General features: G+C 46.8%; 27 protein-coding genes. 22 read left to right on the top strand and 5 right to left on the bottom strand.

Features of this window, described 5'->3' with window-relative positions:
- Positions 1 to 4 precede the first annotated feature (4 nt).
- Together Q1A40_RS10610 and ogt are read right to left on the bottom strand one after the other, a co-directional pair.
- The gene (locus Q1A40_RS10610; RefSeq protein ID WP_299999933.1) at positions 5 to 763 is read right to left on the bottom strand and encodes an FNR family transcription factor; all 759 of its coding nucleotides are present in this window, start codon (positions 761 to 763) and stop codon (positions 5 to 7) included.
- Positions 764 to 944: 181 nt separating this feature from the next.
- Positions 945 to 1,463, bottom strand: a complete 519-nt coding sequence (ogt, locus tag Q1A40_RS10605) for a methylated-DNA--[protein]-cysteine S-methyltransferase (protein WP_299999931.1) — start codon at positions 1,461 to 1,463, stop codon at positions 945 to 947.
- Between the two features lie 210 nt (positions 1,464 to 1,673).
- Here ogt and smrA point away from each other — a divergent pair, with 210 nt between their 5' ends.
- Positions 1,674 to 2,237, top strand: a complete 564-nt coding sequence (gene smrA, locus Q1A40_RS10600) for a DNA endonuclease SmrA (RefSeq protein ID WP_299999929.1) — start codon at positions 1,674 to 1,676, stop codon at positions 2,235 to 2,237.
- Between the two features lie 50 nt (positions 2,238 to 2,287).
- On the opposite strand, the gene Q1A40_RS10595 is transcribed toward smrA, so the two are convergent.
- Positions 2,288 to 3,214, bottom strand: a complete 927-nt coding sequence (locus Q1A40_RS10595) for a LysR substrate-binding domain-containing protein (protein ID WP_299999927.1) — start codon at positions 3,212 to 3,214, stop codon at positions 2,288 to 2,290.
- Between the two features lie 417 nt (positions 3,215 to 3,631).
- On the opposite strand from Q1A40_RS10595, the gene Q1A40_RS10590 reads away from it, so the two are divergent.
- The 6 genes from Q1A40_RS10590 (at position 3,632) to Q1A40_RS10565 (ending at position 9,611) form a co-directional block, all read left to right on the top strand.
- Positions 3,632 to 4,975, top strand: coding sequence for a VOC family protein (locus tag Q1A40_RS10590; RefSeq protein ID WP_299999925.1), 1,344 nt, complete (start codon positions 3,632 to 3,634; stop codon positions 4,973 to 4,975).
- A gap of 154 nt (positions 4,976 to 5,129) precedes the next feature.
- A complete protein-coding gene (locus tag Q1A40_RS10585; protein ID WP_299999923.1) occupies positions 5,130 to 6,785 on the top strand; it encodes a glucan biosynthesis protein D in 1,656 nt (551 codons plus the stop codon).
- 91 nt (positions 6,786 to 6,876) lie between these two features.
- Positions 6,877 to 7,455, top strand: coding sequence for a 50S ribosomal protein L7/L12-serine acetyltransferase (gene rimL, locus Q1A40_RS10580; protein WP_299999921.1), 579 nt, complete (start codon positions 6,877 to 6,879; stop codon positions 7,453 to 7,455).
- A 9-nt stretch (positions 7,456 to 7,464) separates the two neighbouring features.
- Positions 7,465 to 8,118, top strand: a complete 654-nt coding sequence (locus Q1A40_RS10575) for a class I SAM-dependent methyltransferase (RefSeq protein WP_299999919.1) — start codon at positions 7,465 to 7,467, stop codon at positions 8,116 to 8,118.
- A gap of 514 nt (positions 8,119 to 8,632) precedes the next feature.
- A complete protein-coding gene (locus tag Q1A40_RS10570; RefSeq protein ID WP_299999917.1) occupies positions 8,633 to 9,067 on the top strand; it encodes a hypothetical protein in 435 nt (144 codons plus the stop codon).
- Positions 9,068 to 9,221: 154 nt separating this feature from the next.
- On the top strand, positions 9,222 to 9,611 hold the full coding sequence (locus Q1A40_RS10565) for a hypothetical protein (protein WP_299999915.1): 390 nt from the start codon (positions 9,222 to 9,224) through the stop codon (positions 9,609 to 9,611).
- A 296-nt stretch (positions 9,612 to 9,907) separates the two neighbouring features.
- Here Q1A40_RS10565 and Q1A40_RS10560 read toward each other — a convergent pair whose 3' ends face one another.
- The gene (locus Q1A40_RS10560; RefSeq protein ID WP_299999913.1) at positions 9,908 to 10,810 is read right to left on the bottom strand and encodes a DMT family transporter; all 903 of its coding nucleotides are present in this window, start codon (positions 10,808 to 10,810) and stop codon (positions 9,908 to 9,910) included.
- Positions 10,811 to 10,978: 168 nt separating this feature from the next.
- Between Q1A40_RS10560 and Q1A40_RS10555 the strand changes: the two genes are divergently transcribed.
- Entirely contained in the window at positions 10,979 to 11,851 is an 873-nt protein-coding gene (locus Q1A40_RS10555; RefSeq protein ID WP_299999911.1) for a helix-turn-helix domain-containing protein, read from the top strand.
- Here the strand turns inward: Q1A40_RS10555 and Q1A40_RS10550 are convergent.
- The gene (locus Q1A40_RS10550; protein ID WP_299999909.1) at positions 11,831 to 12,997 is read right to left on the bottom strand and encodes a benzoate/H(+) symporter BenE family transporter; all 1,167 of its coding nucleotides are present in this window, start codon (positions 12,995 to 12,997) and stop codon (positions 11,831 to 11,833) included. The genes Q1A40_RS10555 and Q1A40_RS10550 overlap by 21 nt on opposite strands.
- 91 nt (positions 12,998 to 13,088) lie before the next feature.
- Between Q1A40_RS10550 and Q1A40_RS10545 the strand changes: the two genes are divergently transcribed.
- The 14 genes from Q1A40_RS10545 to mdtI all read left to right on the top strand — a co-directional run bounded on the left by Q1A40_RS10545 (position 13,089) and on the right by mdtI (position 26,504).
- Complete coding sequence (locus Q1A40_RS10545; RefSeq protein ID WP_299999907.1) at positions 13,089 to 13,628, top strand: helix-turn-helix domain-containing protein; 540 nt, start codon at positions 13,089 to 13,091, stop codon at positions 13,626 to 13,628.
- A gap of 217 nt (positions 13,629 to 13,845) precedes the next feature.
- On the top strand, positions 13,846 to 15,810 hold the full coding sequence (locus Q1A40_RS10540) for a U32 family peptidase (protein WP_299999905.1): 1,965 nt from the start codon (positions 13,846 to 13,848) through the stop codon (positions 15,808 to 15,810).
- Between the two features lie 297 nt (positions 15,811 to 16,107).
- Positions 16,108 to 17,247, top strand: coding sequence for a UDP-4-amino-4-deoxy-L-arabinose aminotransferase (gene arnB, locus Q1A40_RS10535; protein WP_299999903.1), 1,140 nt, complete (start codon positions 16,108 to 16,110; stop codon positions 17,245 to 17,247).
- 1 nt (position 17,248) lies between these two features.
- Positions 17,249 to 18,229: an undecaprenyl-phosphate 4-deoxy-4-formamido-L-arabinose transferase gene (gene arnC / locus Q1A40_RS10530; protein WP_299999901.1), complete on the top strand. Its 981-nt coding sequence runs from the start codon at positions 17,249 to 17,251 to the stop codon at positions 18,227 to 18,229.
- The gene (gene arnA, locus Q1A40_RS10525; protein WP_299999900.1) at positions 18,229 to 20,211 is read left to right on the top strand and encodes a bifunctional UDP-4-amino-4-deoxy-L-arabinose formyltransferase/UDP-glucuronic acid oxidase ArnA; all 1,983 of its coding nucleotides are present in this window, start codon (positions 18,229 to 18,231) and stop codon (positions 20,209 to 20,211) included. The genes arnC and arnA overlap by 1 nt, the downstream gene beginning before the upstream one ends.
- On the top strand, positions 20,208 to 21,104 hold the full coding sequence (arnD, locus tag Q1A40_RS10520) for a 4-deoxy-4-formamido-L-arabinose-phosphoundecaprenol deformylase (protein WP_299999898.1): 897 nt from the start codon (positions 20,208 to 20,210) through the stop codon (positions 21,102 to 21,104). Before arnA ends, arnD begins: the two co-directional genes overlap by 4 nt.
- 4 nt (positions 21,105 to 21,108) lie before the next feature.
- Complete coding sequence (arnT, locus tag Q1A40_RS10515; protein WP_299999896.1) at positions 21,109 to 22,770, top strand: lipid IV(A) 4-amino-4-deoxy-L-arabinosyltransferase; 1,662 nt, start codon at positions 21,109 to 21,111, stop codon at positions 22,768 to 22,770.
- Entirely contained in the window at positions 22,767 to 23,090 is a 324-nt protein-coding gene (arnE, locus tag Q1A40_RS10510; RefSeq protein WP_299999894.1) for a 4-amino-4-deoxy-L-arabinose-phosphoundecaprenol flippase subunit ArnE, read from the top strand. The genes arnT and arnE overlap by 4 nt, the downstream gene beginning before the upstream one ends.
- On the top strand, positions 23,087 to 23,488 hold the full coding sequence (gene arnF / locus Q1A40_RS10505; RefSeq protein WP_299999891.1) for a 4-amino-4-deoxy-L-arabinose-phosphoundecaprenol flippase subunit ArnF: 402 nt from the start codon (positions 23,087 to 23,089) through the stop codon (positions 23,486 to 23,488). The genes arnE and arnF overlap by 4 nt, the downstream gene beginning before the upstream one ends.
- Positions 23,489 to 23,567: 79 nt before the next feature.
- On the top strand, positions 23,568 to 23,813 hold the full coding sequence (locus Q1A40_RS10500; protein ID WP_299999889.1) for a DUF2164 domain-containing protein: 246 nt from the start codon (positions 23,568 to 23,570) through the stop codon (positions 23,811 to 23,813).
- A 223-nt stretch (positions 23,814 to 24,036) separates the two neighbouring features.
- On the top strand, positions 24,037 to 24,633 hold the full coding sequence (locus tag Q1A40_RS10495) for a Slp family lipoprotein (RefSeq protein ID WP_299999887.1): 597 nt from the start codon (positions 24,037 to 24,039) through the stop codon (positions 24,631 to 24,633).
- 151 nt (positions 24,634 to 24,784) lie between these two features.
- Positions 24,785 to 25,408, top strand: coding sequence for a prolyl oligopeptidase family serine peptidase (locus Q1A40_RS10490; RefSeq protein WP_299999885.1), 624 nt, complete (start codon positions 24,785 to 24,787; stop codon positions 25,406 to 25,408).
- 399 nt (positions 25,409 to 25,807) lie between these two features.
- Positions 25,808 to 26,188: a multidrug/spermidine efflux SMR transporter subunit MdtJ gene (gene mdtJ / locus Q1A40_RS10485; protein ID WP_299999883.1), complete on the top strand. Its 381-nt coding sequence runs from the start codon at positions 25,808 to 25,810 to the stop codon at positions 26,186 to 26,188.
- Entirely contained in the window at positions 26,175 to 26,504 is a 330-nt protein-coding gene (mdtI, locus tag Q1A40_RS10480) for a multidrug/spermidine efflux SMR transporter subunit MdtI (protein ID WP_299999881.1), read from the top strand. Before mdtJ ends, mdtI begins: the two co-directional genes overlap by 14 nt.
- The last annotated feature ends 76 nt before the right edge of the window (positions 26,505 to 26,580 follow it).

Below are 26,580 nucleotides of genomic sequence, written 5' to 3'. Positions count from 1 at the left end.
GAGATTAGCGTACTGTTGCGAGTTGCGGCTGGCCTGCCAGCTCACCCAGCATTTGACTGTTTTCGATAGTAATATACTTGCCTTTAACCGCTAACATTCCGCTTTTCTGGAAGCGACCTAGCAGACGGCTGATGGTTTCTACGGTCAACCCGAGATAATTACCAATATCGCCACGCGTCATGGTCAGACGAAACTCACGTGGTGAGAATCCACGCTGAGCGAAACGGCGAGAAAGGTTATAGATAAAAGCGGCCAGACGCTCTTCTGCGTTCTTTTTCGACAGCAGCAGGATCATCTCTTGGTCGTTTTTAATTTCACCGCTCATTAAACGCATCATTTGCTGACGCAGGCTGGTGACTTTACCCGACAGGTCATCAAGCGTCTCATACGGGATTTCGCAAACCATGGACGTTTCCAGGGCCTGAGCAAAACTAGGATGGCTTCCGGCGCCAATAGCATCGAAACCCACCAGATCGCCAGCAAGATGGAAGCCCGTGATCTGTTCATCACCCTGTTCAGTGATGGTGTAACTCTTAATGGTGCCGGAGCGAATAGCGTATAATGCTTTTAACTCATCACCCGCTTTAAAAATGGTCTGACCCTTCTGAATCGGTTTTTTACGCTCAATAATGTTGTCGAGCTGATCCAGTTCATGCTCGTTCAATGTAAACGGAATACATAACTGGCTTATACTGCAATCCTGGCAATGGATCGCACAACCGCCAGACTGAATGCGTCGAATAATGCGTTTTTCTGGGATCATAAATAAGCCCTCGGCATAATTGATATTTGTCAATTTTAACATCTTTTCTGATAGCAAGTAAGCGCAACGAAGATGCAATAAAACAATAAATCATTAACTGTAAGGGCTATCTTTTATATCAACTTGAATTTAAAGGTATTAGTGGGTTTTCTAATCAGAAGTTTTGCAATAAAAAATTGTATTATTCAGCGGGTAAATAGCCTTCATGACGCAATAACCACTCTTTTCTTGCCACACCGCCAGCATAACCCGTCATTGAACCATCTCGACCAATAACCCGATGACAAGGCACAACAATGCTGATGGGGTTGGCCCCATTAGCGGCCCCCACAGCACGAGCTGCTGTTGGTCGTCCCAGCAGTGCCGCCAGTTGCCCATAATAGAGTACTTGGCCACAAGGTATAGTACGCAGTGCCTGCCAGACTTCGCGCTGGAATGGCGTGCCCATGGTTGCGGTGGGGAGGTGGGTAATGATATCCAGATCGCCTGCAAACCAGGCATGGAATTTATCACTGAGGCCGCCAGGGTTAATGCTGTTTACTCGTCTGATCCCCTGTTTTCCGTAATGAATATTCAGCAATTGTTCCATACGCTGCTGATGTTCTTCCCATTCCACCGCCCGCAAATTGAACTGGCTGTCACACAAAATACATAATACGCCCAGCGGAGTATCAATTCTGTCTTCTAAAAGCGTTATCACAAGTCATTTCCTTTAACGATCGTTACATGTCTGAGAACAGACAGGGATGTATCATCTGACTGGGGCATTATCATAAAGAGCCAACGGGCTAAATAGAATGATTTTCTGGTAAAGTCACACAGACGTTACGCGGCAATATCGCGATGACCTGCGTTGAGCATAAACGGTCGTAAGGTTATAGTGCCGGAGGTTATAGCTGGAGGAATGATAATGAACTTGGGTGATAAATCGTTGTTTCTGGAAGCTATGGGTGATGTCACACCGCTAAAACATGACGAAACTCAACACTGGCTTAAACCGCAGAAAAAAGCGCTACAGCAGAAACAGGATCTCTCGCAACTGGATAACTTCCTGACCACCGATTTTCTGGAGATAGTTTCTCTCGACACGCCGTTGGAATTTAAACGTGAAGGGCTTCAGCAGGGGGTGTTGAATAAGTTGCGGCTGGGTAAATATCCTCAGCAAGCCAGTTTAAATCTGATACGTCAACCTGTAGAACAGTGCCGGCAAATGCTGTTTAGCTATATTCAGCAGGCGCGAACCGAAGGTCTGCGTAATATATTGATCATTCACGGAAAAGGACGAGAAAATAAATCACATCCTAATATTGTGCGCAGCTTTCTCGCTCGCTGGTTAGTTGAATTTGAGGATGTGCAGGCCTTCTGTTGTGCGCTGCCACACCATGGTGGGAGTGGAGCCTGTTATGTTGCGTTGAGAAAGTCGGCAGAAGCAAAACAGGAAACCTGGGAACAACATGCTAAACGCAGTCGTTAGCGGTGAATAAACCCCTGCGCCAACAAAAATGTTTACGTCGGGGTTATCGGTTATACCGCAGGCATAGATTTACGAATTGAAGAGATAAGAATTTGGGCTCCTGCTGACAATACTGTATCAACGCGAGTCAGAATACCAATAGGTTCCGCCGTGCATTGTGATTCCACAGGCAGCGCTGTCAGTACCCCCTGGCGCAAGTCGTCTTTTACTGCTCCTGAAGGCACGAACCAGACATAATTAAAGTCTATAGTGAGCTGACGGGACAGTGATGCTGAGAGAGTTTCAATACAACTTGCCGGGAGTTTATACCCCTGACTTGCAAGCAGAGCTTCCGCATTTTGACGAGGCACAGTCCCTTCTGGCGAGACCACTGCCGGCCACTCCATGACCCGACTCAAGGTAATATTTTCATTCAGTAAAGGGTGATTCGGACGCACGACCAGTTTTAATGATTCCAGAAAAAGTAATTCATAGTTAAGCCCGACCATCAGTTCCGGATCGGACATTCGGCCAATGCCGATATCGAGTTCACCTGATTTTAACCCGGATAAAATCATGGTGTTGTTCATGGAGGCAACCTGAAGCTTAACGTGGCTTTGCTGTTTGTGAAACGGACCGATTACGGCGGGTAAAATTCCCAGGGCAGCAGTGGGTAAGGCACCAATACGTATGACTTCTGAAGGTTGATCTTCTTTCTGGTTAAATGAAAGACCTGCGTGATTTAAGGCGTCGAGGATTTTCACCGCATGAGTCAAAAACTGCTCACCGGTCAAGGTTAGTTGAGCACCCAAACGTCCACGCTCGAATAAACGTGTTCCGGTCAGTTGTTCCAGTTCATTTAATGTCTTGGAAAGTGCGGGTTGACTAAGGTTAAGAGTTTCAGCCGCTCGCCCCAATGTTCCTTGCTGTGCGACGGCTACGAAAGTGTGTAAATGGCGCAAGCGAATGCGCTGACTGAAGAGACCATTTTTTTCCATACTGAATGTTAAAAAAGCCCCCTCCCGCTGACAAGATAAGTTGTTTAAATTTGATAACTTGATAGCAAAATAAAATCAACATCTCTCGATGGGTCACAACATTAGTGTCGTGGACACGGCAAAATACAGCCACAGACTATGTTGGGCGGGGAGCTGAAACGGGCAGGCTAAAATCTGTTTACCCGCATACTGCCGGTTTAGTAAGCAAAACGGGCTGACTTCCCGTTTTTTACCTGACCGGGTTTTGGCTGCGACAGGCTTAGATTAAAGTGAACCCAAATAGCCAAAAGAAATTAAAGTGATAGGAAGTATTTCGTTCAGTTATATTTCCGAGCAGATCACAAAATGAATATTCTTATTCACTAAGTGCTCGCCAGGCTCTACGCTTTCAGCAGTATCCACTGGAGAATGCAGCTTATGCCAAACACTATATCAGCCGATGAGATCAGAGAGAGATTTTCACAGGCGATGTCAGGGATGTACCAGAGTGAGGTTCCACAGTATGGCGAGTTATTAGAGTTGGTGGCTGATGTGAATCTGGCGGTACTTGAGAGTCATCCTGATCTGTATCAGCAACTGGAAAATGCGGATGAACTCGCCAGACTTAATGTCGAGCGCCATGGGGCGATTCGGGTGGGAAAACCGGAGGAACTGGCAACACTGAAACGCATTTTTCAGATAATGGGTATGTATCCTGTTGGCTATTACGATCTATCCTTGGCGGGAGTACCAGTGCACTCCACGGCATTCCGGCCTGTTGATGACTGTGCGCTGGCGCGTAATCCGTTTCGTGTTTTTACCTCATTGCTACGTCTGGAATTAATTGAAAACCCGCAATTGCGCTTACGTGCTGCCAGCATCTTGGCCGGGCGTGATATTTTTACGCCCCGTTGTCGGGAATTGCTCGATATTTATGACCAGCAGGGGAGTTTTACCGCACAGCAGGTTAATGAGTTTATTCCTGAAGTGCTGGAAACCTTTCGCTGGCATCAACAGGCAACGGTCCCTCTCGAGACTTATCAGGATTTACACCATGAGCATCGGCTGATCGCCGATGTCGTCTGTTTCCGTGGTTGCCATATTAATCATCTGACTCCCAGAACACTGGATATCGACAGAGTTCAGTCTCTGATGGTGGAGTATGGGATGATGCCGAAGACCATCATTGAAGGCCCGCCTCGTCGTGAAATCCCGATTTTACTGCGTCAGACCAGTTTTAAAGCCCTGGAAGAATCTGTACTGTTCTCTGACAATCAGCAAAGTACCCATACCGCGCGGTTTGGCGAGGTAGAGCAGCGCGGGATTGCGTTAACGCCGAAGGGGCGGGCACTTTATGATGCCTTATTATTGGCAGCGGGCCAGGGAGTGGATAATTTTCATCATCAACAGCACCTTTGCCAGATTTTTAGTCGTTTTCCAGACAATGACATGGCGCTACGCAAGCAGGAGTTGGCCTACTTCAGGTATCGTTTGACCCCTGTTGGCGAAAGTCACCGGGCGGAAATTACCCCGGCAGACGATGTAGAACTGCTGATTGAACGAGGGTGGCTACTGGCGCATCCGATTATTTATGAGGATTTTTTACCTGTCAGCGCAGCCGGCATTTTTCAGTCAAATTTGGGGGGCGCGGAGACGCATCGTCAGCACAGTGAAGGCAGTCGCCTTGTTTTTGAGCAGGCGTTAGGGACATCTGTGATTGATGAGTTCTCGCTCTATCAGCAGGCAGAAGCAAGAAGCAAACGTCGCTGTGGTCTGGTGTAGCCTCATTCTGAGTAGAGGGATAACGACATTGTCTTTTATGGGAAAAGTCCGGTTAATTTTCTCTAGAGTGTTCGACAGAAACAAGGCAATATCTTGTTAAAGCGCTGCTCTGTTCGGGCAGCATATATCGAGAGATAAGGACCCGTTTCCTGGAATGAATCGTAGACGTTTTCTTAAAGCTTCCATGGCACTTGCTGCGGCTTGTGGCACACCGGCACTGGCCACATTTTTTTCTAAGGCCGCTTTTGCCAGTGGTATAGATATTGCCGACGGGCAGTCGAACAAATTTGATTTCAAAGTGCTGCAAAGCATGGCGCATGATTTGTCAACGCAAGCCTGGGGCGGTATGCCTCGCCCACTGCCGGACACTCTGGCGAAAATGACGCCTCAGGCGTACAACAGCATTCAGTATGATGCCGAACATTCACTATGGAATAATCAGAACGATCGTCAGCTAGACGTTCAGTTTTTCCATTCTGGTATGGGCTTCCGCCGCCGTATCCGTATGTTCTCCGTCGATCCACAATCTCATCTGGCGCGTGAAGTACACTTTCGTCCGGAACTGTTTAACTACCATGATGCCGGGATCGATACTAAACAACTGGAAGGGCAATCTGATCTTGGTTTCGCTGGTTTCAGGGCGTTTAAAGCGCCTGAACTGGCGCGGCGCGATATTGTCTCCTTCCTGGGTGCCAGCTATTTCCGTGCGGTTGATGATACTTACCAGTATGGCCTTTCTGCGCGCGGCTTGGCGGTTGACACTTACGCGGGTACCCCTGAAGAGTTCCCGGACTTTACCGCATTCTGGTTTGAAACACCGAAACCTTCAGATACCACCTTTGTGGTGTATGCCCTGCTTGACAGCCCAAGCGTGACGGGAGCTTATAAATTTGTTATTCATTGCGAACAGAAACAGGTCGTGATGGATGTCGATAATCATCTGTATCTGCGCAAAGATGTAAAACAACTCGGCATCGCACCGATAACGAGCATGTTTGCCTGTGGTACCAATGAACGTCGGATGTGCGATACCATTCATCCACAAATTCATGACTCCGATCGTCTGGCAATGTGGCGCGGTAACGGAGAGTGGATTACCAGACCACTCAATAACCCGCAAAAATTGCAGTTTAATGCCTTTATGGATGATAACCCGAAAGGCTTTGGCTTATTGCAGCTTGATCGTGATTTCAACAGCTATCAGGATGTTATTGGTTGGTATAACAAACGGCCAAGTCTGTGGGTTGAACCGCGTAACAAGTGGGGCAAAGGCAGTATCGGATTGATGGAAATCCCAACCACAGGTGAAACGCTGGACAATATTGTTTGCTTCTGGCAGCCAGAAAAACCGGCGAAAGCAGGCGATAAGTTCGATTTTAAATATCGCCTCTACTGGAGCGCATTCCCGCCAGTAGAAAGCTCTCTGGCACGTGTCCTCGCGACCCGTACCGGTATGGGTGGATTCCCGGAAGGCTGGGCTCCGGGTGAGTTTTATCCGGAGAAATGGGCACGCCGTATCGCCGTTGATTTTGTCGGCGGCAATTTGAAAGAGGCCGCGGCGAAAGGTATCGAGCCGGTCATTAATTTATCGAATGGTGAAGCGAGACAAATAGAAATTTTGTATGTCGAACCTTTTGATGGTTATCGTATTTTGTTTGACTGGTATCCAACCAATGACTCAACCGATCCGGTGGAAATGCGTATGTTCTTGCGCACCAAAGACGAGACATTAAGCGAAACTTGGTTATACCAGTACTTCCCGCCGCCGCCGGAAAAACGTCAGCACCACGATGATCGTATTATGTATTAATCTGCCCGCCCCATACTGAAGAAGATGGGGCGGATACCGACACAACAACGTTTTATCATACCAACATTATAATTATTAAAAGCATATAAAAATGACAGAAACCAAAAATGAATCATCTCTCACTCAAAGCCAGTGGTCTGATGAAATAATCGAGGTTAATGACGATATTTATCTGCACTCGGTGAATGAGAAATTTAGTGAATCACTGTTTACGCTAGTGAAACGTAACCAAGCTTGGTTACAAGCAGCAATGGACTGGCCCCGGTATGTCACAACCTCTGAAGATACGCGCAAGACGCTGATGGCGAACTACCTGTTGCATCATCGTCATTACACCAAGATGTACCTGATTTTTTATCATAATGAAATGGTCGGGGTCTTCTCTTTTAACCTTATTGAGCCGGCCAACAAAACAGCCTATATCGGTTACTGGCTTGATGAAAAGATGCAGGGACTTGGCATCATTTCGGCAACCATTGAAGCCGTGATTGCAAAGTTTGTTAGCGAAGGGCGGGTTCGTCGTTTTGTCATTAAGTCTATTGTGACGAATAAGGCCAGCAATCAGGTCGCTTTACGGAATGGTTTTACCCTCGAAGGCTGCCTGAAACAGGCGGAATTCCTTAATGGGCAGTACCACGATCAAAATATTTACGGTCGTATTGAATCCTAATGGCTGCGCATGACAGATTCTGTTGATATAAACAATGAGGGTATCACAGAGACCGATGCGCCCTCTGCTAATGCGGTAATTGACCTCTATGAAGCGCAGGTTGAACTGTGGTCTGACTTGCGAGCCTTGCATATTACGGTAGAAAAAACGTGGCTTGATGCCTTGATTGCCGCTGTCAGACCGGGAGACCGTATTCTGGATATTGGCTGTGGAAACGGGCTGCCGATAGCTGCATATCTGATTCAGCATGGGTTACAGATAACTGGGGTTGACTCATCCCCAGGTATGATAACTCGCTGCCGGGCAGCGTTTTCTGGCCATCAATGGTATTGTGCGGATATGCGCACCTTGGCGCTGGGGCAACAGTTTGCCGCTCTGATAGCCTGGGACAGTTTTTTCCATCTTACCCGTGATGCCCAGCGTCAGATGTTTCCCCGCTTTGCCAGACATGCGGCTCCGGGTGCATATCTGCTCTTTAATACCGGACCTGAAAATGGTGAAGCGATCGGCCGTTTTGCGGATCAAGATTTATATCATTCCAGTCTGGCTGCCGATGAGTATCGTTATTTACTGCACCAGGCCGGTTTTAAGGTGATACGCCATCAAGTCGAAGATATGGCGTCCGGAGGGCGTACGGTTTGGTTTGTCTGTAAACGAGCATAAAATTTAATTCCTTATTTATAAATTATGTGTCTGCAAAGGAAATACTCCTCCTGACTATATTGCAGTCAATAGATATATTGACTTGCTTTGTGATCAACTTCATTTTTTTTATTTCTGATAGTGACTAGTCTAAATCAGATTTAAAATGTCACTCCTGCTTTGGTAGTATATTAATTATATCCTGAAGATGATTTTTTAATATTATTTGGCATTGAATGATAAGTTAATAAATTTCTCGTCGTTTAAATGAAACTAAAATTATTAATTGGGGTAATTTCTACTGCGCTATTGATTTTTATCTGTGATCAATTTAAGTAATTAGCATGCTGGATTCGCAAGGTGACATTTTACACAGAGAATTGTAATTTTTGGAAGCGTAACACGTTGTTAATTTTCCCTGAAATTGATAATTAAACAGAATCGATGTTTTCCAGAAAACATCGTAAATCCATCAGAAATGGTTTTTTTATTTTTGATAGTCTACTTTTATAAACAAACAACAGAAGAGGTTTTTATGACAGTAATCGTCGACAGTATTATTCAGAAAAATATCCCGGTAGCTAAAGTTAACCAACCGGTAAAAATAAATTTTGATTTTAACACTAATGGTCTGCCAGAAACAAAAAATGCAAGAATTGAAGTCAGGGTTATATCTGATGGCATTATTACTGATATGTCCCATGCTATACCAGGTGGTTCTGTATTTGAACAGTCGGCAGATAAAAAAACAGCCAGTGTTATTAGCATATCAGATAACAGTGCTGGCTGGGGAAAAAGGAGACATGTAACTTTACTGTTTGATGCCTTGCCAGAAGGTAGAGAGAACTATATTGTCGGAACTATATATTATTTTGATGCTAATAATATTATTGGTTTGGGCATTCCTCTGGTTGTGGGGATAGATAATGAACAAACTGATATGGTTGGAAAAATAACCGAAATGATGTGATCAAACCAATTTATCCGATACATCTAAGGCTAAACTGAACTAAATAGCCCTATATGCTTCAGTTAATCTCTATTTTCTTATTGAAAATAGTTTATCGAATTCTATGTGGCTATTTATCCGCTACTTAAATAACGTTGTACCTTGATGTGATACTATGTCGATTAATATTGTTGGAAAATATGTCAGTGAAGATGAGCGATATACTCTTGATATCACAGAATCTTATCCGCAACAGAGTAGGTTTGAGGGGACGTTTACGGTAAAAAACACACCAAAAGGTGAGGTGGTATATAAAATCAATAATGACGGAAGCGCTGGCTGGTTTTACACATCAGATCAACGTCATGCAGGTATTGGTTTTATGGTGTCTTATTGCGCTGAACAAACCACACATAGAGATTTTGTGCTTTTTGATTGCTGGGCCGGTTATATCTCATCGGAAAATGTATTATTCATGAGTGGTTCTCGCTCTCATACAAAAAATTATGGTGGATATGATTTATTCACTTTTGGAAATGTCAGGTTTAATAAGAAAAAATGTTAATTTATAAGCTTCAGCTAGCGTAGTTGAAATGAGTGATGTTATGCTCAACAGGCACTTGTTATTGATACAAGTGCCTGTCAGATTAATCTTGCAACAGACTGCTGCTTAAGCGACGAGGTATTTTAAAAACTACCCTTGTCGGAAATAATAATGGATTGTTATGAATGCAATGGATAAGATTATTATACCCGTCATGCTTCAAGTTGCCTGGGTATTGCAGGCGTTCATTCCGCCGAATCACAGAGTTTATCTATGCTCATCGACGGTCTGAATTTGGTATCTACAAGCAATCCGAATTATTTTGGATATATGCTGCGCCGAAAGGGTAAACGTACCGGACCGGCAAACATCACCAGATTTCCTGCAAGGATCATTACCAGACCTATTACGGCATTAAGATGCCAGACATAACCTTCATAAACTGTCGACAGGCTTAAGGCGACCAGTGGAAATAACAGCGTGCTGTAGGCGGCCTTACTGGCTCCCAGTCGAGCTATCAGTGAGAAATAGACCCCAAAGGCAATAACCGAACCAAAAATAGCCAGATAAAACAGGGCACCCAGATAATGTAAGCTGAGTTCCGGCATAAATGAGTCACCGCGAATCAGGGCCAGAACACCCATTATTACGGTACCGTAAAGCATGGCATAACTGTTCGTTGACAGCATATCCAGGCCACGTTGTTGATGGCGCACACTTATCATATTACCCAGAGAAAAACCAAAGGTACCTAACAGACTTAATCCGATACCATAAAACAGGGTAACGGAAAGGGCACTGCTGACCAGTTCGTGCCAGAACAGCGCGGTAACCCCCAGCATGCCCAGCAAGGCTGCCGGAATAATACGCGGAGACGGTTTTTTTCTGAAAAACAAGAAGCTGTTCATGGTATTGAAGAGTACTGCCATTGAAAAAATCACCGATTCCAGCCCGGTATTAATAAAGGCAGAGGCGTGATAGAAGCAGAAGAAGTTAAAACCGAATACACATGCGCCTTGCATGATACAAAACAGATGATCTTTCAAAGCAATAGGACGTAGTCGTCCCAACAGACTCATAATAATAAGCATCACGCCGGAGGCGATAGCAAAACGCCAGAATATAGATACCGGGACGGAAACCTGTCCCTGTTGCATACCAATCGCAATCCAGGTGGTTCCCCAAATCACAACGACCAAGCTGTAAAGAAAAGCATTCATTATAATGGCACCCTAAATAATTAGACTTACATTATGTATCGTGTCAGTTATCAGGACTTTCATTGACTTGCGTCACTTGCTTATTCTTGCGCTTTTTTTCCCGGTAACTGGTTATCTGCAGCGTCATTCTTTACACTGTTTATGTGTTTTTGATATCAGAAATCGCTTATGACATCGCCTTACTACATCTTTCAAAACTTGCTTAAACATAAAGCCCGCTTACTCGACAGCGTTCAACCTGGCGCCGGTTTACAACTGGCGGCCTGGTCGAATGAAAACGATAGGGTGACGCAACAAGGCGATCACCATACTCTCAGTCTTTATGTGAGCGGAGGATATGAAACCTATCGGGAAACAGCGCATGGCTGGCGCAACGGCGGCGGGCCGGATCGTTTTTGTCTGATGCCGGCTAACAGTGAATCAAAATGGAATATAGGCAGCCATTTCTCATTTGTGCACCTGTATTGCACCGATAAGCACCTGCGTACGATTGCTGAGCAAATATGGGATCGCAGCCCGGCGGGAATACAGCTGGATGAAAAAACATTTGCCAGTGATGAACGTATTACCCAGTTATACCGTCATTTTTTGCTCAACAATGACTGGCAACAGCGTGCTAACCATCTGACATTAACCACGGCATCGATGCTATTGCTGACACACCTGGTTCAGCATTACAGCACGGTTGACTGGCAGCTCCCGACCACCAAAGGGGGATTATCTCCGGCCATTCTACGGCGGACTCAGGACTATATTGAACAACATCTTGATAGTGCATTAACCCTTGAGGAGCTGGCATTACAGGCTGAACTGAGCGAGTTTCATTTTGCCCGAATGTTCAAACAGTCAACCCAGCAGGCGCCCCATCAGTATGTAATGCAGCGACGGATGATAAAAGCCAAAACTCTGGTCTGCGAGACTTCTCAGACCCTGACTGAAATAGCCCTGGCCTGCGGTTTTAGCTCAGCGAGTCACTTTAGCAACCGCTTTAAAACAGTCTGGGGTGTGACACCTTCAGGGTTACGTACTTCCCTTACGTGAAAACAGACAATAACTGATCCCGCCAGCAACGAGTCCCCAGAATGCGGCACCGATACCGAGTAAACTGATACCCGATGCCGTGACCAGAAAAGTAATAATGGCCGCATCTCGTTCCTGTGCATGATTCAGTGCCTGAAACAAGCTACCTGAAAGGGTGCTCAGCAAAGCGAGCCCGGCAAGTGTCTGAATAAACGCCAGTGGCAGGGCGGTTAACAGGCTTGAAATCGATCCGCCAAACAGGCCCGCCAGCAAATAAAATCCTCCAGCGGCTGCGGCGGCAAGCCAGCGTTGTTGTTTATCCGGGTGAGCTTCAGCGCTCTGGCAAATTGCTGCTGTAATTGCGGCAATACAGACAGAAAATACGCCAAAGGGGGCGAGAATCAGCGCAATTAATCCTGTCACCGTTATTAACGGTGAAACGGGTACCTTGTATCCGGAAGCCTGGAGTGTCGCAACGCCGGGAGCATTCTGAGATGCCATCGTCACCAGAAAGAAGGGAATACCGATCCCGAGTAAATCAGCCCAGTTAAATTCTGGCGTCGTCCAGGTCGGCAGAACAATACTTACCACTGTGCTGTCGGGTGTAAACTCACCCTTAAGCAAGCATATCGCAGCTCCTGCCAGAAGTGCTGCAACTACCGCATAGCGAGGTGCAAAGCGTTTCAGGACCAACCAGCTTATCAGCATGCTACCGGATAATACAAAGTTACCCTGTAACGAAGTGAAGGTATCCAGCCCAAAGCGTAATAAGATCCCTGCCAGCATCGCGGCAGCAAGGGAATGTGGAATGATGCGCATCAGACGAGCAAACAGACCGCTGGCTCCACAGATGAGAATAAGGCATGAAGAAAAAATAAAAATGCCCACGGCCTGATTGATATTGCTGCCCGCTAAACTGGTGGCAAGTAATGCCGCCCCGGGTGTAGACCAGGCGGTCAGGATCGGAGCGCGATACCAGACTGTCAGTATCAGGGTGCTTATTCCCATGGCTATCCCCAGCATAGTCAGCCAGCCAGCAATTTGCTCTGGAGTGGCCCCCGCTGCAGCCGCGGCCTGCCAGATGATTGCCGCGCTACTGGCGTAACCTACCAGAACGGCGATAAATCCTGCCAGTAGAGCCGGCAATGGAAGCGCTGGGATACGCATAAAAACCCCGTGTGCGTTATAACGTTCGATAAACTCTATCATTGTGCGTTATAACGTACAAGTTGCTATAATGAGTAAAAAGGAGACCATTATGGATGTCGCTCAATATCTGGCCTGCACGTTAAAAAAATTACGCCACGACCGGGGATTAAGTCTCTCTCAGGCGTCTGAACAGACAGGGGTTTCCAAGGCGATGCTCGGGCAAATAGAACGCAATGAGTCCAGCCCAACGGTGGCAACATTATGGAAGATTGCCACCGGGTTTAATGTCCCATTTTCACTGTTTCTTGTGCCGGCCTCGCCACCGACACAGGCACTTTACAGTCCTCCGCTACAGGATATGCAAGTTGAACCGCTATTTCCTTTTGACCCACACCTGGGGTTTGATTACTTTTCGCTAAAACTCACCCCTGGTGGGCTCAGTGAATCTTCAGCACACGATGTGGGTGTGATTGAACATGTCGTGGTGATAAGCGGAATACTTGATCTGCAAATTGAGGGGAGGTGGTATCAATTGCAGGAAGGAGACCGACGACAGTTTGCCGGTGACAGGGCGCATAGCTACCGTAATAGTCAGGCAAGAGAAGTGCATTTTCACTCGCTGATCCATTACCCCGTTTCTGGACGTTAAACCTCTCTTCGCTCACCGCGAAGAGAAGAGAAATCAGGTTTTCTCTTTCTTTTCTGTTATGTATCAAAAATAAAAAAATGGATTTTTCTTACTATTTAATCATTCCGGGGAAAAATATAAGGTTTGTCTTTAGCCCCGGAGGTATGAATCCCCCTGTTTTTGTGGAGGGGATACGACTACAATAGCCGCCTTTCGCCTAAAACAGAACTCGATAACTATGCGCCTGCACGCAAATCAACTTGAATTACTCAGCCCTGCCCGTGATACCTCTATAGCCCGTGAAGCGATTCTTCATGGCGCTGACGCCGTCTATATCGGAGGGCCGGGTTTTGGTGCTCGTCATAACGCGGGCAACAGCTTACGTGATTTGGCCGAACTGGTACCCTTTGCTCACCGTTACGGAGTAAAAATCTTCATTGCTCTGAATACGATATTGCATGACGATGAGTTAGAGCCAGCCAGACTGATGATCCATGATTTGTATCAGGCGGGTGTTGATGCCCTGATTGTGCAGGATATGGGGGTTCTGGAAATGGACCTGCCGCCGATTGAGCTTCATGCCAGTACTCAGTGTGATATTCGTAGTGTCGAAAAAGCGAAATTTCTTTCGGACGTTGGCTTCTCGCAAATCGTACTGGCGCGAGAGCTGAATCTGCAACAGATTGCGGCTATCCATCAGAATGTCGATGCCACCATTGAGTTTTTCATCCATGGTGCCTTGTGCGTTGCCTATTCCGGGCAATGTAATATCTCCCATGCTCAAACCGGACGCAGTGCTAACCGGGGTGATTGCTCCCAGGCTTGCCGTCTGCCTTATACCCTGAAAGACGATCAAGGGCGAGTCGTGGCGTATGAAAAACATCTCTTATCGATGAAAGATAACGATCAGAGTGCCAACTTAGGGGCACTGATCGATGCAGGTGTCGGCTCCTTTAAGATTGAAGGACGCTATAAAGATGTCAGTTATGTGAAAAATATCACCGCTTACTATCGTCAATTATTGGATGAGCAGATGGAAGCGCGTGGCGATTTGCGCCGGGCTTCAACAGGCGTCTCTTCGCACTTTTTCATTCCTTCACCGGATAAAACCTTCCATCGGGGGAGTACTGATTATTTTGTCAACGAGCGCAAAATAGATATCGGTGCCTTTGATTCGCCTAAGTTTATCGGGCTTCCGGTCGGAGAAATTTTACGTGTCAGTAAAAACCACCTTGATGCCGAAGTCACCGACACCTTAAATAATGGCGATGGCCTGAATGTGCTGATCAAACGTGAAATTGTTGGCTTTCGCGCTAATACAGTGGAAAAAATCGGTAAAAATCAGTATCGGATTTGGCCAAATGAGATGCCAGACACGCTGAAAAATATCCGCCCGCATCATCCGCTGAATCGCAACCTTGATCATAACTGGCAGCAAGCCTTGCTAAAAACATCCAGTGAACGTCGTATCGCCGTGGATATGGCGTTGAGTGGCTCTGCTCAGGAACTGACGTTGACCCTGACAAGTGAAGACGGAGTCAGTGTCAGCCAGCAATTAGTGGGCAGTTTTGAACCCGCGAATAATCCTCAGCAGGCCTATAACAACCTGCGTGACGGACTCAGTAAGCTGGGGCAGACCCTCTATACAGCACGTCAGGTCGATATTACTTTGCCAACGGCGTTATTTGTGCCAAGTAGCGCACTCAACCAGCTACGCCGTGATGCTATTGATGTTTTGACAGAAGCTCGTCTACAGAACTACCAGCGAGGGCACCGTAAAGCGGTAAGTGTTCCTGCACCGATCTATCCGCATACTCACTTAAGTTTTCTGGCAAACGTCTATAATCACAAGGCGCGGGAGTTTTATCATCGCTATGGCGTTCAGTTAATTGATGCGGCTTATGAGGCTCATGAAGAGAAAGGTGAAGTTCCGGTCATGATAACCAAACATTGCCTGCGTTTTGCTTTTAACCTCTGCCCTAAACAAGCGAAAGGTAATATTAAAAGCTGGAAGGCGACTCCGATGCAGTTGGTGCAGGGCGACGAAACGCTGACATTAAAATTCGATTGCCGTCCTTGTGAAATGCATATCATCGGTAAAATAAAAAATCATATTTTGAAAATGCCATTGCCTGGCAGTGTGGTTGCGACAATTAGTCCGGATGAGCTAATGAAAACATTGCCGCGAAAAGCGCAACCTTAAGCGATAAATGTAGTCAGAGAGTTGATTATCCGATGTTACGTACAAGGGTAATTGACTCATTTGGTTATATAACAAGCAAAAGCAAGTAGTTACTTATTGTATTGGGTGATTTTATTGCTTTCGCAACTATATTCTTAAGGCTGATTTAAGCATTTTCTGTTAAATTTCACCACAGAAGAGATATTTTTAGTGGTATCTGCACATATTTTTTTAAGCGTTGTCATTCTATTTAGTCTGTCTGAACCATTATCCTGTCTGTTTGTCGATATACGTCGATTATATTAAGGAATCCATGTAATGAGTGATTTTCTGCCGTTTTCACGTCCTGCATTTGGCGCTGAGGAAATTGCAGCAGTAACGGAAGTTATGCAATCAGGATGGATCACGACCGGTCCTAAAAATCAGGCTCTTGAGCAGGCTTTTTGTCAATTAACCGGTAATCAACATGCGATAGCTGTCAGTTCCGCCACCGGGGGCATGCATGTCACATTAATGGCTTTAGGTATTCAGGCAGGCGATGAGGTGATTACCCCCTCAATGACGTGGGTTTCAACGCTGAATATGATTTGCTTGTTGGGTGCTGAGCCAGTGATGATCGACGTTGATCGCGACACCTTGATGGTGACGCCTGAAGCGATTGAAGCGGCGATCACCCCTCGAACCAAAGCGATTATACCCGTTCATTATGCCGGTGCTCCGGCTGATATGGACGCTATTCACGATATTGGCAAGCGTTATGGTATTCCGGTTATTGAAGACGCAGCCCACGCTGCGGGAACGGAATATAAAGGTCAGCATGTGGGACGTAGCGGAACGGCTATTTTCTCGTTCCATGCGATTAAAAATATGAGCTGTGCAGAAGGCGGGCTGATCGTCACTGATGACAGTGAGTTAGCCGCGCGTATCCGCAGCCTTAAATTCCACGGTCTGGGGGTTGATGCCTTTGACAGACAAACTCACGGTCGTGCCCCGCAGGCCGAAGTTATCTTACCCGGATTTAAATATAACCTTGCTGATATTAACGCCGCGATTGCTTTGACGCAGTTAGATAAGCTGCCCAAGCTTAATGCTCAGCGCCACGAAATAGCCCAGCGTTATCTGCGTGAACTGGCTGATACGCCATTTTCACCGTTGGCCATTCCTGGCTGGGAGCATCGTCATGCCTGGCATTTGTTCATTATCCGGGTTGATGAAGAACGCTGTGGCATTTCTCGTAACGGACTGATGGAAGCGCTAAAAGCACGCAATATTGGCAGCGGATTGCATTTCCGGGCTGCGCATACACAAAAATATTATCGTGAGCGTTTTCCACAGCTACATTTACCTAATACTGAGTGGAACAGCGAGCGTATTTGCTCTATTCCACTGTTTCCAACCATGACTGACGACGACACCACTCGCGTTATTCATGCTTTACGCGAAATTGCAGGACAATAAGATGATAACTACGGACACAATCAAAAAAGTATCTGTTGTGATACCGGTTTATAACGAACAGGAAAGTTTACCTGAACTTATTCGCCGAACGACGGAAGCTTGCCAGCAATTAAACCGCGATTATGAAATTCTCTTGGTTGACGATGGCAGTAGTGATGATTCAGCGGCTATGCTCACCAAAGCCGCTGAAGCTCCGGGAAGTCATGTGGTTGCTGTACTGCTTAACCGTAACTATGGCCAGCATTCTGCCATTATGGCTGGGTTTAGCCATGTCACAGGTGACTTAATCGTCACTCTTGATGCTGATTTACAGAATCCGCCGGAAGAGATCCCTCGCCTGGTGGAAAAAGCAGATGAAGGCTATGACGTCGTAGGGACGGTTCGTCAAAACCGTCAGGACAGTTGGTTCCGTAAACGTGCCTCTAAAATGATCAATCATTTGATTCAGCGTACGACCGGTAAAGCGATGGGTGACTACGGTTGTATGTTACGCGCCTACCGTCGTCACATCATCGATGCGATGCTGAATTGTCACGAGCGCAGTACTTTTATTCCTATTCTGGCTAATACCTTCGCCCGCCGCGCGATAGAGATCCCTGTACATCACTCGGAGCGCCAGTTTGGTGACTCTAAGTACAATATTATGAGCCTGATTAATTTGATGTATGACCTGATAACCTGCCTGACAACCACGCCACTGCGCCTGCTTAGCGTGGTAGGTAGTGTGATCGCGTTATCCGGTTTTGCTTTAGCTGTCTTACTGGTGATATTGCGCCTTGCTTTAGGCCCGCAGTGGGCTGCTGATGGCGTATTCATGCTATTCGCCGTGCTATTTACATTTATTGGTGCGCAGTTTGTCGGTATGGGATTACTCGGAGAATATATCGGACGTATTTATAACGACGTACGCGCTCGTCCGCGTTATTTCATTCAACGAATTGTTAGCAGCAAACAAGCTTCATCTTCAGAGGATCATTTATAATGAAAGCAGTTGTTTTTGCCTATCACGATATGGGCTGTGTAGGGGTTCGTGCCCTGGTTGAAGCCGGTTATGACATTGCGGCCATTTATACTCACCCTGATAATGCAGCAGAGAATAACTTCTTTGGGTCTGTTGCCCGTACTGCGGCAGAGTTTGGTATTCCTGTCTTTGCTCCGGAAGATGTCAATCATCCACTGTGGGTCTCCCGTATTCAAGAGAGCGAACCTGAAATCATCTTCTCCTTTTACTACCGTAATCTGCTGAGTGAAGAGATCCTCAATACTGCGAAAGTCGGGGCCTTTAACTTACACGGCTCACTGTTGCCAAAATTCCGTGGTCGCGCACCGCTAAACTGGGTACTGGTAAAAGGCGAAACTGAAACGGGTGTGACTTTGCATCGTATGGTGAAACGTGCCGATGCAGGGGATATTGTTGCCCAGGAACGTGTTGCTATTACCGCAGATGAGACCGCCCTGACTCTGCATCACAAACTGTGTGCGACCGCTAAGTCACTGCTGGCCAGTGCTTTACCCGCGATCAAGAGTGGTCAGTTTAGCGAAACTGTACAAGATGAAAGCCAGGCGAGCTGTTTTGGTCGTCGTTCACCCGAAGATGGCGCGATCTCCTGGACCGGTTCTGCACGTGATGCCCATAACCTGGTGCGTGCTGTGTCTGAACCTTGGCCGGGCGCTTACAGCTATGTCGGTGGTGGCAAGTTTATTATCTGGAAAAGCCGTATTGTCGAAAATAGTACCGGGGCCAGAGCCGGGACGGTAATTTCTGTTAGTCCACTGGTTATCGCTTGTGGTGAAGGTGCTCTGGAAGTTGTCACCGGTCAGGCTGACAATGGCGTCTACATGCAAGGCTCTCAGCTGGCTCAGTCTCTGGGTTTGGTGAGCGGCGCTATTCTTAGCAATAAACCTGTATCTGCTGTTAAACGCCGTACTCGTGTCCTTATCCTCGGCGTGAATGGTTTTATCGGTAACCATTTGACCGAACGCTTGCTGCAAGATGATAACTTTGAAGTTTTCGGTCTGGATATTGGTTCCGATGCGATAAGTCGCTTCTTGGGCAACGATCGTTTCCACTTTGTGGAAGGCGATATCAGTATTCATTCCGAGTGGATCGAGTATCACATTAAGAAATGTGATGTCATTCTGCCTTTAGTGGCGATAGCAACGCCAATCGAGTATACCCGTAACCCACTGCGCGTATTTGAACTTGATTTCGAAGAAAACCTAAAAATTATCCGCGATTGTGTGAAATACAAAAAACGGATTATTTTCCCGTCCACTTCTGAAGTGTATGGCATGTGTTCTGATGCTGAATTTGATGAAGATAACTCACCGTTGACGGTAGGCCCTATCAACAAACAACGTTGGATTTACTCTGTGTCCAAACAGTTGCTGGATCGTGTTATCTGGGCTTACGGTGAAAAAGAGGGCTTACGCTTTACTCTGTTCCGTCCATTTAACTGGATGGGACCGCGTCTGGATAACCTGAATGCGGCGCGTATCGGAAGTTCACGTGCAATCACTCAGCTGATCCTGAACCTGGTTGAAGGTTCACCGATTAAACTGATTGATGGTGGACGCCAGAAACGTTGCTTCACGGATATCAGCGAAGGTATTGAAGCGTTATTCCGTATTATTGAGAACAAAAATCACAACTGTGACGGGCAAATCATTAACATTGGTAATCCGGAAAATGAGGCCAGCATTAAACAACTGGCTGAGATGCTACTGGAAAGCTTTGAACGTCATCCACTGCGTAGCAAGTTCCCGCCGTTTGCTGGTTTCCGTGAAATAGAAAGCAGCGCCTATTACGGTAAAGGTTACCAGGATGTAGAACATCGTAAGCCAAGTATCCGTAATGCACAGCGTTTACTGGACTGGACACCTGTCGTTGAGATGGACAGAACTATCGATGAAACCCTGGACTTCTTCCTGAAAACTGTTGATTTAACGGACAGCAATTCATGAAAAAAGTCGGCCTGCGCATAGATGTCGACACCTGGCGAGGCACCCGTGAAGGGGTGCCAAACCTTCTGGAAACGCTAGGTTTACACAAAACACAGGCAACGTTTTTCTTCAGTGTTGGGCCGGATAACATGGGACGCCATTTATGGCGTCTTATCAAACCTCAGTTTCTGTGGAAAATGTTACGTTCTAACGCCGCATCGCTCTACGGCTGGGATATCTTACTGGCGGGCACAGCCTGGCCCGGCAAGATTATTGGCAAAGGGAATGCGGATATTATTCGGGCTTCATGTGAACAGCATGAAGTCGGGCTACATGCCTGGGATCACCATGCCTGGCAAGCTTTTGCCGGGGTGTGGGATAAACCGGCAATGGAAAAGCAAATTGCGCTTGGGCGTGATGCCCTTGAACAGATTATCGGCCAGCCGGTTAACTGTTCGGCGGTGGCTGGCTGGCGTGCTGATGAACGCGTGGTTGAAGCGAAAGCTGCCTTTCCTTTCTACTACAACAGCGATTGTCGCGGAACAACGCCTTTTATTCCTCAACTGGCGGACGGTTCTTCAGCGGCACCACAAATTCCCGTTACCCTACCAACCTGGGATGAAGTGATAGGTTCCACAGTCAGTAAAGAAAATTTCAACCGTTTTATACTCGATAAAATCCATCAGGATCAGGGAACCCCTGTGTATACCATCCATGCTGAAGTGGAAGGGATGGTGATGCGAGAATCATTCAATGAACTACTGACGATGGCAAGTGCCGAAGGAATTGAGTTTTGTCCTTTGCGGTCACTGCTACCGGATGACTTAACCACTTTACCGAAAGGAAAAGTCATTCGCGGCACGCTTGCCGGCCGCGAAGGATGGCTGGGTTGTCAACAACTTATCGAGAATTGAGTAGATGAATTCAGTAAAATATGGCGGTGCTTTGCTGGTCTGTTTTATCTTGCTTTATTTGGCGCCACTGGAGTTTCGTGACCTGTGGCAACCTGACGAGACGCGTTATGCGGAAATCAGTCGTGAAATGCTGGCATCCGGTAACTGGATTGTTCCGCATTTTCTTGATCTGCGTTATTTTGAAAAACCCGTTGCAGGTTACTGGATCAATAACATCAGTCAGCTCCTGTTCGGTCAGAATAATTTTTCTGTTCGTTTTGGCTCAGTCCTTTCTGTCACCCTCAGCGCGTTAATGACCGGCTGGCTGGCTTTCCGCCTGTGGCGTGATAAGACCATTGCTATCTTGTCTGGGGTTATATTCCTCACTTGCTTACTGGTCTACGCAATCGGAACCTACTCGCTTCTCGACCCGATGATAACCCTGTGGCTGACCGCCGCAATGTGTTGTTTCTGGATGGCATCAACGGCGAAGACGACCGCAGGTAAAATCGGCGGATATATTCTGCTGGGCCTTGCCTGTGGAATGGGGGTGATGACCAAAGGATTTCTGGCGCTGGCGGTTCCGGTTCTTGGCGTACTGCCTTGGGTATTTGCTCAAAAACGCTGGAAAGAAGTGCTGCTATTTGGACCTGTTGCGATCATCAGTGCCACCCTGATTACTTTGCCCTGGGCACTGGCGGTAGCAAAAGCGGAGCCTGATTACTGGCACTATTTCTTCTGGGTCGAGCATATTCAGCGCTTTGCCGAAAAAGATGCCCAACATAAAGCACCTTTCTGGTATTACATTCCTTTCCTGATTGCCGGAAGTCTGCCGTGGCTGGCTTTATTGCCAGGCGCGATTAAACGCGGTTTCCAGGAACGTCGTGAGCAAAACGGGGCGTTTTATTTACTGGGCTGGGTTGTCATGCCAATCCTGTTCTTCAGTATTGCAAAAGGTAAACTGCCAACCTATATCCTGCCTTGTTTTGCTCCGCTGGCCATTTTAATGGCGCGTCATGCGGTGTTGCTGGCAAAAGCGGGATCGCGAACGTTGCGGGTCAATGGCTGGATTAACCTGGGTTTTGGTACCCTGTGCGTCCTGGCCGTACTGTTTGTCCTGGCCCCGTTTGGCCTGGCAAAAAATCCGGTTTACGAGGCGGGTGAAACAGGGAAAGTGTTCCTTGCGGCCATTGCCTTTGCCGTATGGGGGCTGTTTGGTGCACTGACACTCTGTCGCAGTACCCAGCGCTGGTTCTGGGCTGCAGCTTGTCCGTTAGGTCTTGCGTTACTGGTCGGCGCGGTTATTCCGGAGAAGATTATTCACTCAAAACAGCCTCAAGAGTTTATTGAGATTGTTCGTCCTAAGCTTGAAGAGAGCCGGTATATCCTGACCAATAATGTGGGTGTCGGCGCGGGTATTGCCTGGGAACTGAAACGCAGTGATATTACGTTGTATGATAATAAGGGCGAGGTTAACTATGGACTCAGCTATCCGGATGCCGAGCATCGTTTTGTCGCCGGTGATGACTTTAATACCTGGCTTGCCGAGCATCGCAAAGAAGGTAACGTTTCGCTGGTTATCTTGTTATCCAGAAAAAATAAACTGAGCGATCGTGGTTTACCCGCTGCGGATTATGAGTACAACGATGGCCGACTGGCGTTGCTGCAGTACAATAAATTACCATGAATAGCCTGATGATAATCCTGGCCAGCCTGCTTAGCTGCGCGGGCCAGTTATGTCAGAAACAGGCCGCTCAAGGTAACGGGCGACGTCATTTGGTGGTTTGGCTGGGGCTTAGTGTTTTGATGCTGGGCCTGGGCATGCTGGTATGGTTGTGGGTATTGCAGCATGTTGAGGTTAGCATTGCTTACCCTATGCTGAGCCTGAACTTTATCTTTATCACTCTGGCGGCCCACTGGATCTGGAAAGAACGCATTTCCCTGCATCATTGGCTGGGGTTAGCGTTAGTCATGTCAGGTATTGTGCTGCTGGGAGTGTCCGTATGACAGGATATCTGTGGGCATTATGCAGTGTACTGCTGGTAAGCGGGGCGCAACTGGCGATGAAATGGGCGGTAATGCAATTTCCGCAGGCGAGCTTTGAGCTGGCATTTTTATCGGCGGTATTGTTTGAAAATCTGCCCGGATTACTGGCGCTATTCTGTGGTTTGCTGGCCTATGCCTTATCGATGGTATGCTGGTATTTAGCCCTACGCCGGATCCCGTTAAGTAAAGCCTATCCCTTACTCAGCCTAAGTTATGTCCTGGTCTGGGCTGCGGCTATTGCACTCCCCTGGCTTAATGAGCCATTCAGTGCGATAAAACTGCTCGGGGTTGGGGCTATTTTTGTTGGTCTGCTGCTGATCTTTATGCCTGGACGTGCAGTAACGGCCAACAAACACTGATATGCCGCCAACACCTTCCGTTTATCTCTGGTCTTCCGGCGTGATGAGCGCCAGAAGACTATTACAGTAAGGTTCTTTAATGGCAAAAAAAATCACGCTACCCGCAGAGCAATACCAGCAACTGAGTGCGTTTATTATCAAGTGGTTTGATGATAATCACGAATTGACCTTAGGGCAGTTTGAAGCCGATTTTTTCCTTGATGAACTGGTCAAAAAGATGGCACCAATTTTATACAATCAGGGGCTGGACGATGCGATTACCGTCGCTCAGCAGAACATGCTGACGTTAGAAGAGCTACTGGATCTGGAAAAAATTATTCCATAGTATTAAGCGCATAATGCGTACCCGCACGATGAAATCCACCATGACTGGCAAAGTTGACTAAAATTAAACGTAATCGCTGTCACCTGTGGCATTTACCAGCGTTACGCTACAATGTGTTCATACACACTCATTACCGTTAATCACGCCTGTATCACTCTTGCGGGCAATCATAGTGGTATGCTGGTTAACAGACAGTTATTCCTGTTTAATCATCGAGGCGACAATGAAAACACCCATAGTTATCACTCTTTTGGCCTGTCTGGCCCTCAGTGGATGCGTGTCTATTCCGCAGGATATTCAGGGAAGTCATCGTTCACTGGATAAAATAAGCTACCAGGATATTAAACAGGATATCGCCCGGTTTAATGGCCAGGAAGTTCGTCTTGGCGGCAAGGTTTTAGATGTTGTTAATCATCAGAATGAAACTTCATTTGAGGTCGCTGTACTTCCGCTTGATTACGCAGCCAGACCCGAGCTGGGAACGGCTTTTCAGGGGCGGATTATCGTCAAGGCGAACAAATTTATCGATCCTCTGACACTGAAAGGTCATCTGGTTACCGTTCTGGGAACGGTCACCGGGATCACTAAGGGCAAAGTGGGGGAGGCCGACTACCCGTATCTGACACTGAGCTTGCAAGGTTATCAAGTCTGGCAAATTCGCGAGAATATCGTACCTGTTAATTATCCCGGTTTTGGCGGTTTTGGCCCGAATCCCTATTGGAGATATGGCTGGGGGCCGGACAGTGTCTATTTCATGCCTGGCTGGGGATGGTATCCGGCAGGAGCCATGTTCCAGGTTGAACAGCAAGTGGTGAAATAGTCCAAGGATAATGATAGCTGAAATCAGCGCCAATATCGGGTCATGTAGCTAAAACAGTATCTTATATACCCGCTATGCTTGACATTGCCTGTGCAGATCTGTAAACAACGCGAATTATCCGGGTATAGTGGCGCTTGGGAGAGCCTGCTGAATGAAAAAACTGATTATCTTATTACACGGTGTGGGCAGTTCGGGGGCCGATCTTGAAGGGCTTGGCTACTTCTTTCAGCAAGTCATGCCTGAGATAGAATTTGCTTCGCCAGACGGGAGCGCGCCTTTCGACGGGGGGGGAGAAGGCTATCAATGGTTTAGCCTGGCGGGTATTACTGAAACCCTGCGTACTGAACGCCTTGTTGCTGCCAGAGCAGATTTTTCTGCCATCATCAATAATATTCTGAAAGAGCACGGTATTGTCGCTGGCAGGGATAAAGTGATCCTGCTCGGCTTCTCTCAAGGTTCGATAATGGCACTGGACGCCCTGGTGACAGGCAGTATCCCATTAGCAGGTGTCGTGGCATTCTCCGGTCGCCTGGCGTCCCCCAAACCTTATCAGCCGGCGGTGAATACCCCGGTGTTACTGGTGCACGGTATGGCTGATCCGGTTATCCCATGGTCGGAAAGTGAAGCTGCCGCCGCGGCGTTGATTGAAGCTGGCGTCACTGAGGTTGAAACTTTGTTTGAACCGGATGTGGTTCATACTATCAGTGGCGACGGTATTGCCAGAGCAATGGCTTTTGTGACTGAACAGTTTGGACTCAGCGAGTTTTCTGACTAGAATGATCTGGCCCTGTGCGTGTATTCTCTGTTTCAGAAAATATTCGCGCAGGGTTATTTTTTGTTCATAAGTAAAGAATTGAAAATTTTACATAATAAAAACTAATCTATGGTAAAAATCACGGGTGTTTAACTACTGAGGACAATTTTCTATCCGCAATCGATGAGAAGCAATACCGCGGATAAGTTGGAAAATCATATGGACAATATGTTCAAAAAAAACCATTCAAACGATCGTTTCTGCATTTCTTTATCCGCTGTTTCTCTCTCTGGTGAACAACACTGGCGTAACGCACTATAGTCCTTTTCTTCTGGCAATAACGCACAATCTTAATTAGCTCGTCGCTTTTTTGCGTCTGGCCAATTTTTATAACTTTATTTTCTCTGTCAGGAGAGGAAAATGATTTACTGGATTTTTCTAGGGATGGCTATCGTCGCTGAGATTACTGGCACGCTTTCAATGAAGTGGTCAAGTATTAGCGATGATAATACGGGCTATATTTTTATGCTGGTGATGATCACGCTTTCATATATTTTATTATCATTTTCGGTGAAAAAAATTGCCCTTGGTGTGGCTTATGCCATGTGGGAAGGGATCGGTATTCTGATTATTACTGTTGGCAGTGTTTTATTATTTGATGAATCAATTTCATTACTTAAAATTTTAGGTCTCACAACACTGGTGGCCGGTATTGCATTATTAAAGTCAGGCACGCGCAGTAAAAAAGAGCGCAAGGAAGACGTTGTGCCAGAGAAGAGAGGGCAGCATGCCGTCGTTTGAATGGGTACACGGACTGTGGCTGTTTGCGGCCATTGTATTAGAAATTCTGGCTAATATTTTTCTTAAACACTCTGACGGTTTTCGCCGTCCTGTTTACGGTATTTTTTCTTTACTTGCTGTATTAGCCGCATTTAGCGCTTTATCACAGGCAGTAAAAGGTATTGAACTCTCCGTTGCTTATGCTTTATGGGGAGGATTCGGTATCATTGCGACGGTTGCCGCAGGTTGGATACTCTTCGGTCAGCGTTTAAATCGCAAAGGCTGGCTGGGCCTCGGGTTATTATTAACCGGAATGATTATTATTAAAATGGCCTGATGAAATCCCCTGTATCAGATGATGAACAGGGGATATTTTCTATTTAAGATAAATTAAATGTTTTGTATTGTTAAAA

This window comes from uncultured Cedecea sp., assembly GCF_947498825.1.
Lineage (GTDB): Bacteria > Pseudomonadota > Gammaproteobacteria > Enterobacterales > Enterobacteriaceae > JGM124.
The sequence above is the reverse complement of the archived record's forward strand: the minus strand, read 5'-3'. Positions and strand labels throughout refer to the sequence as shown.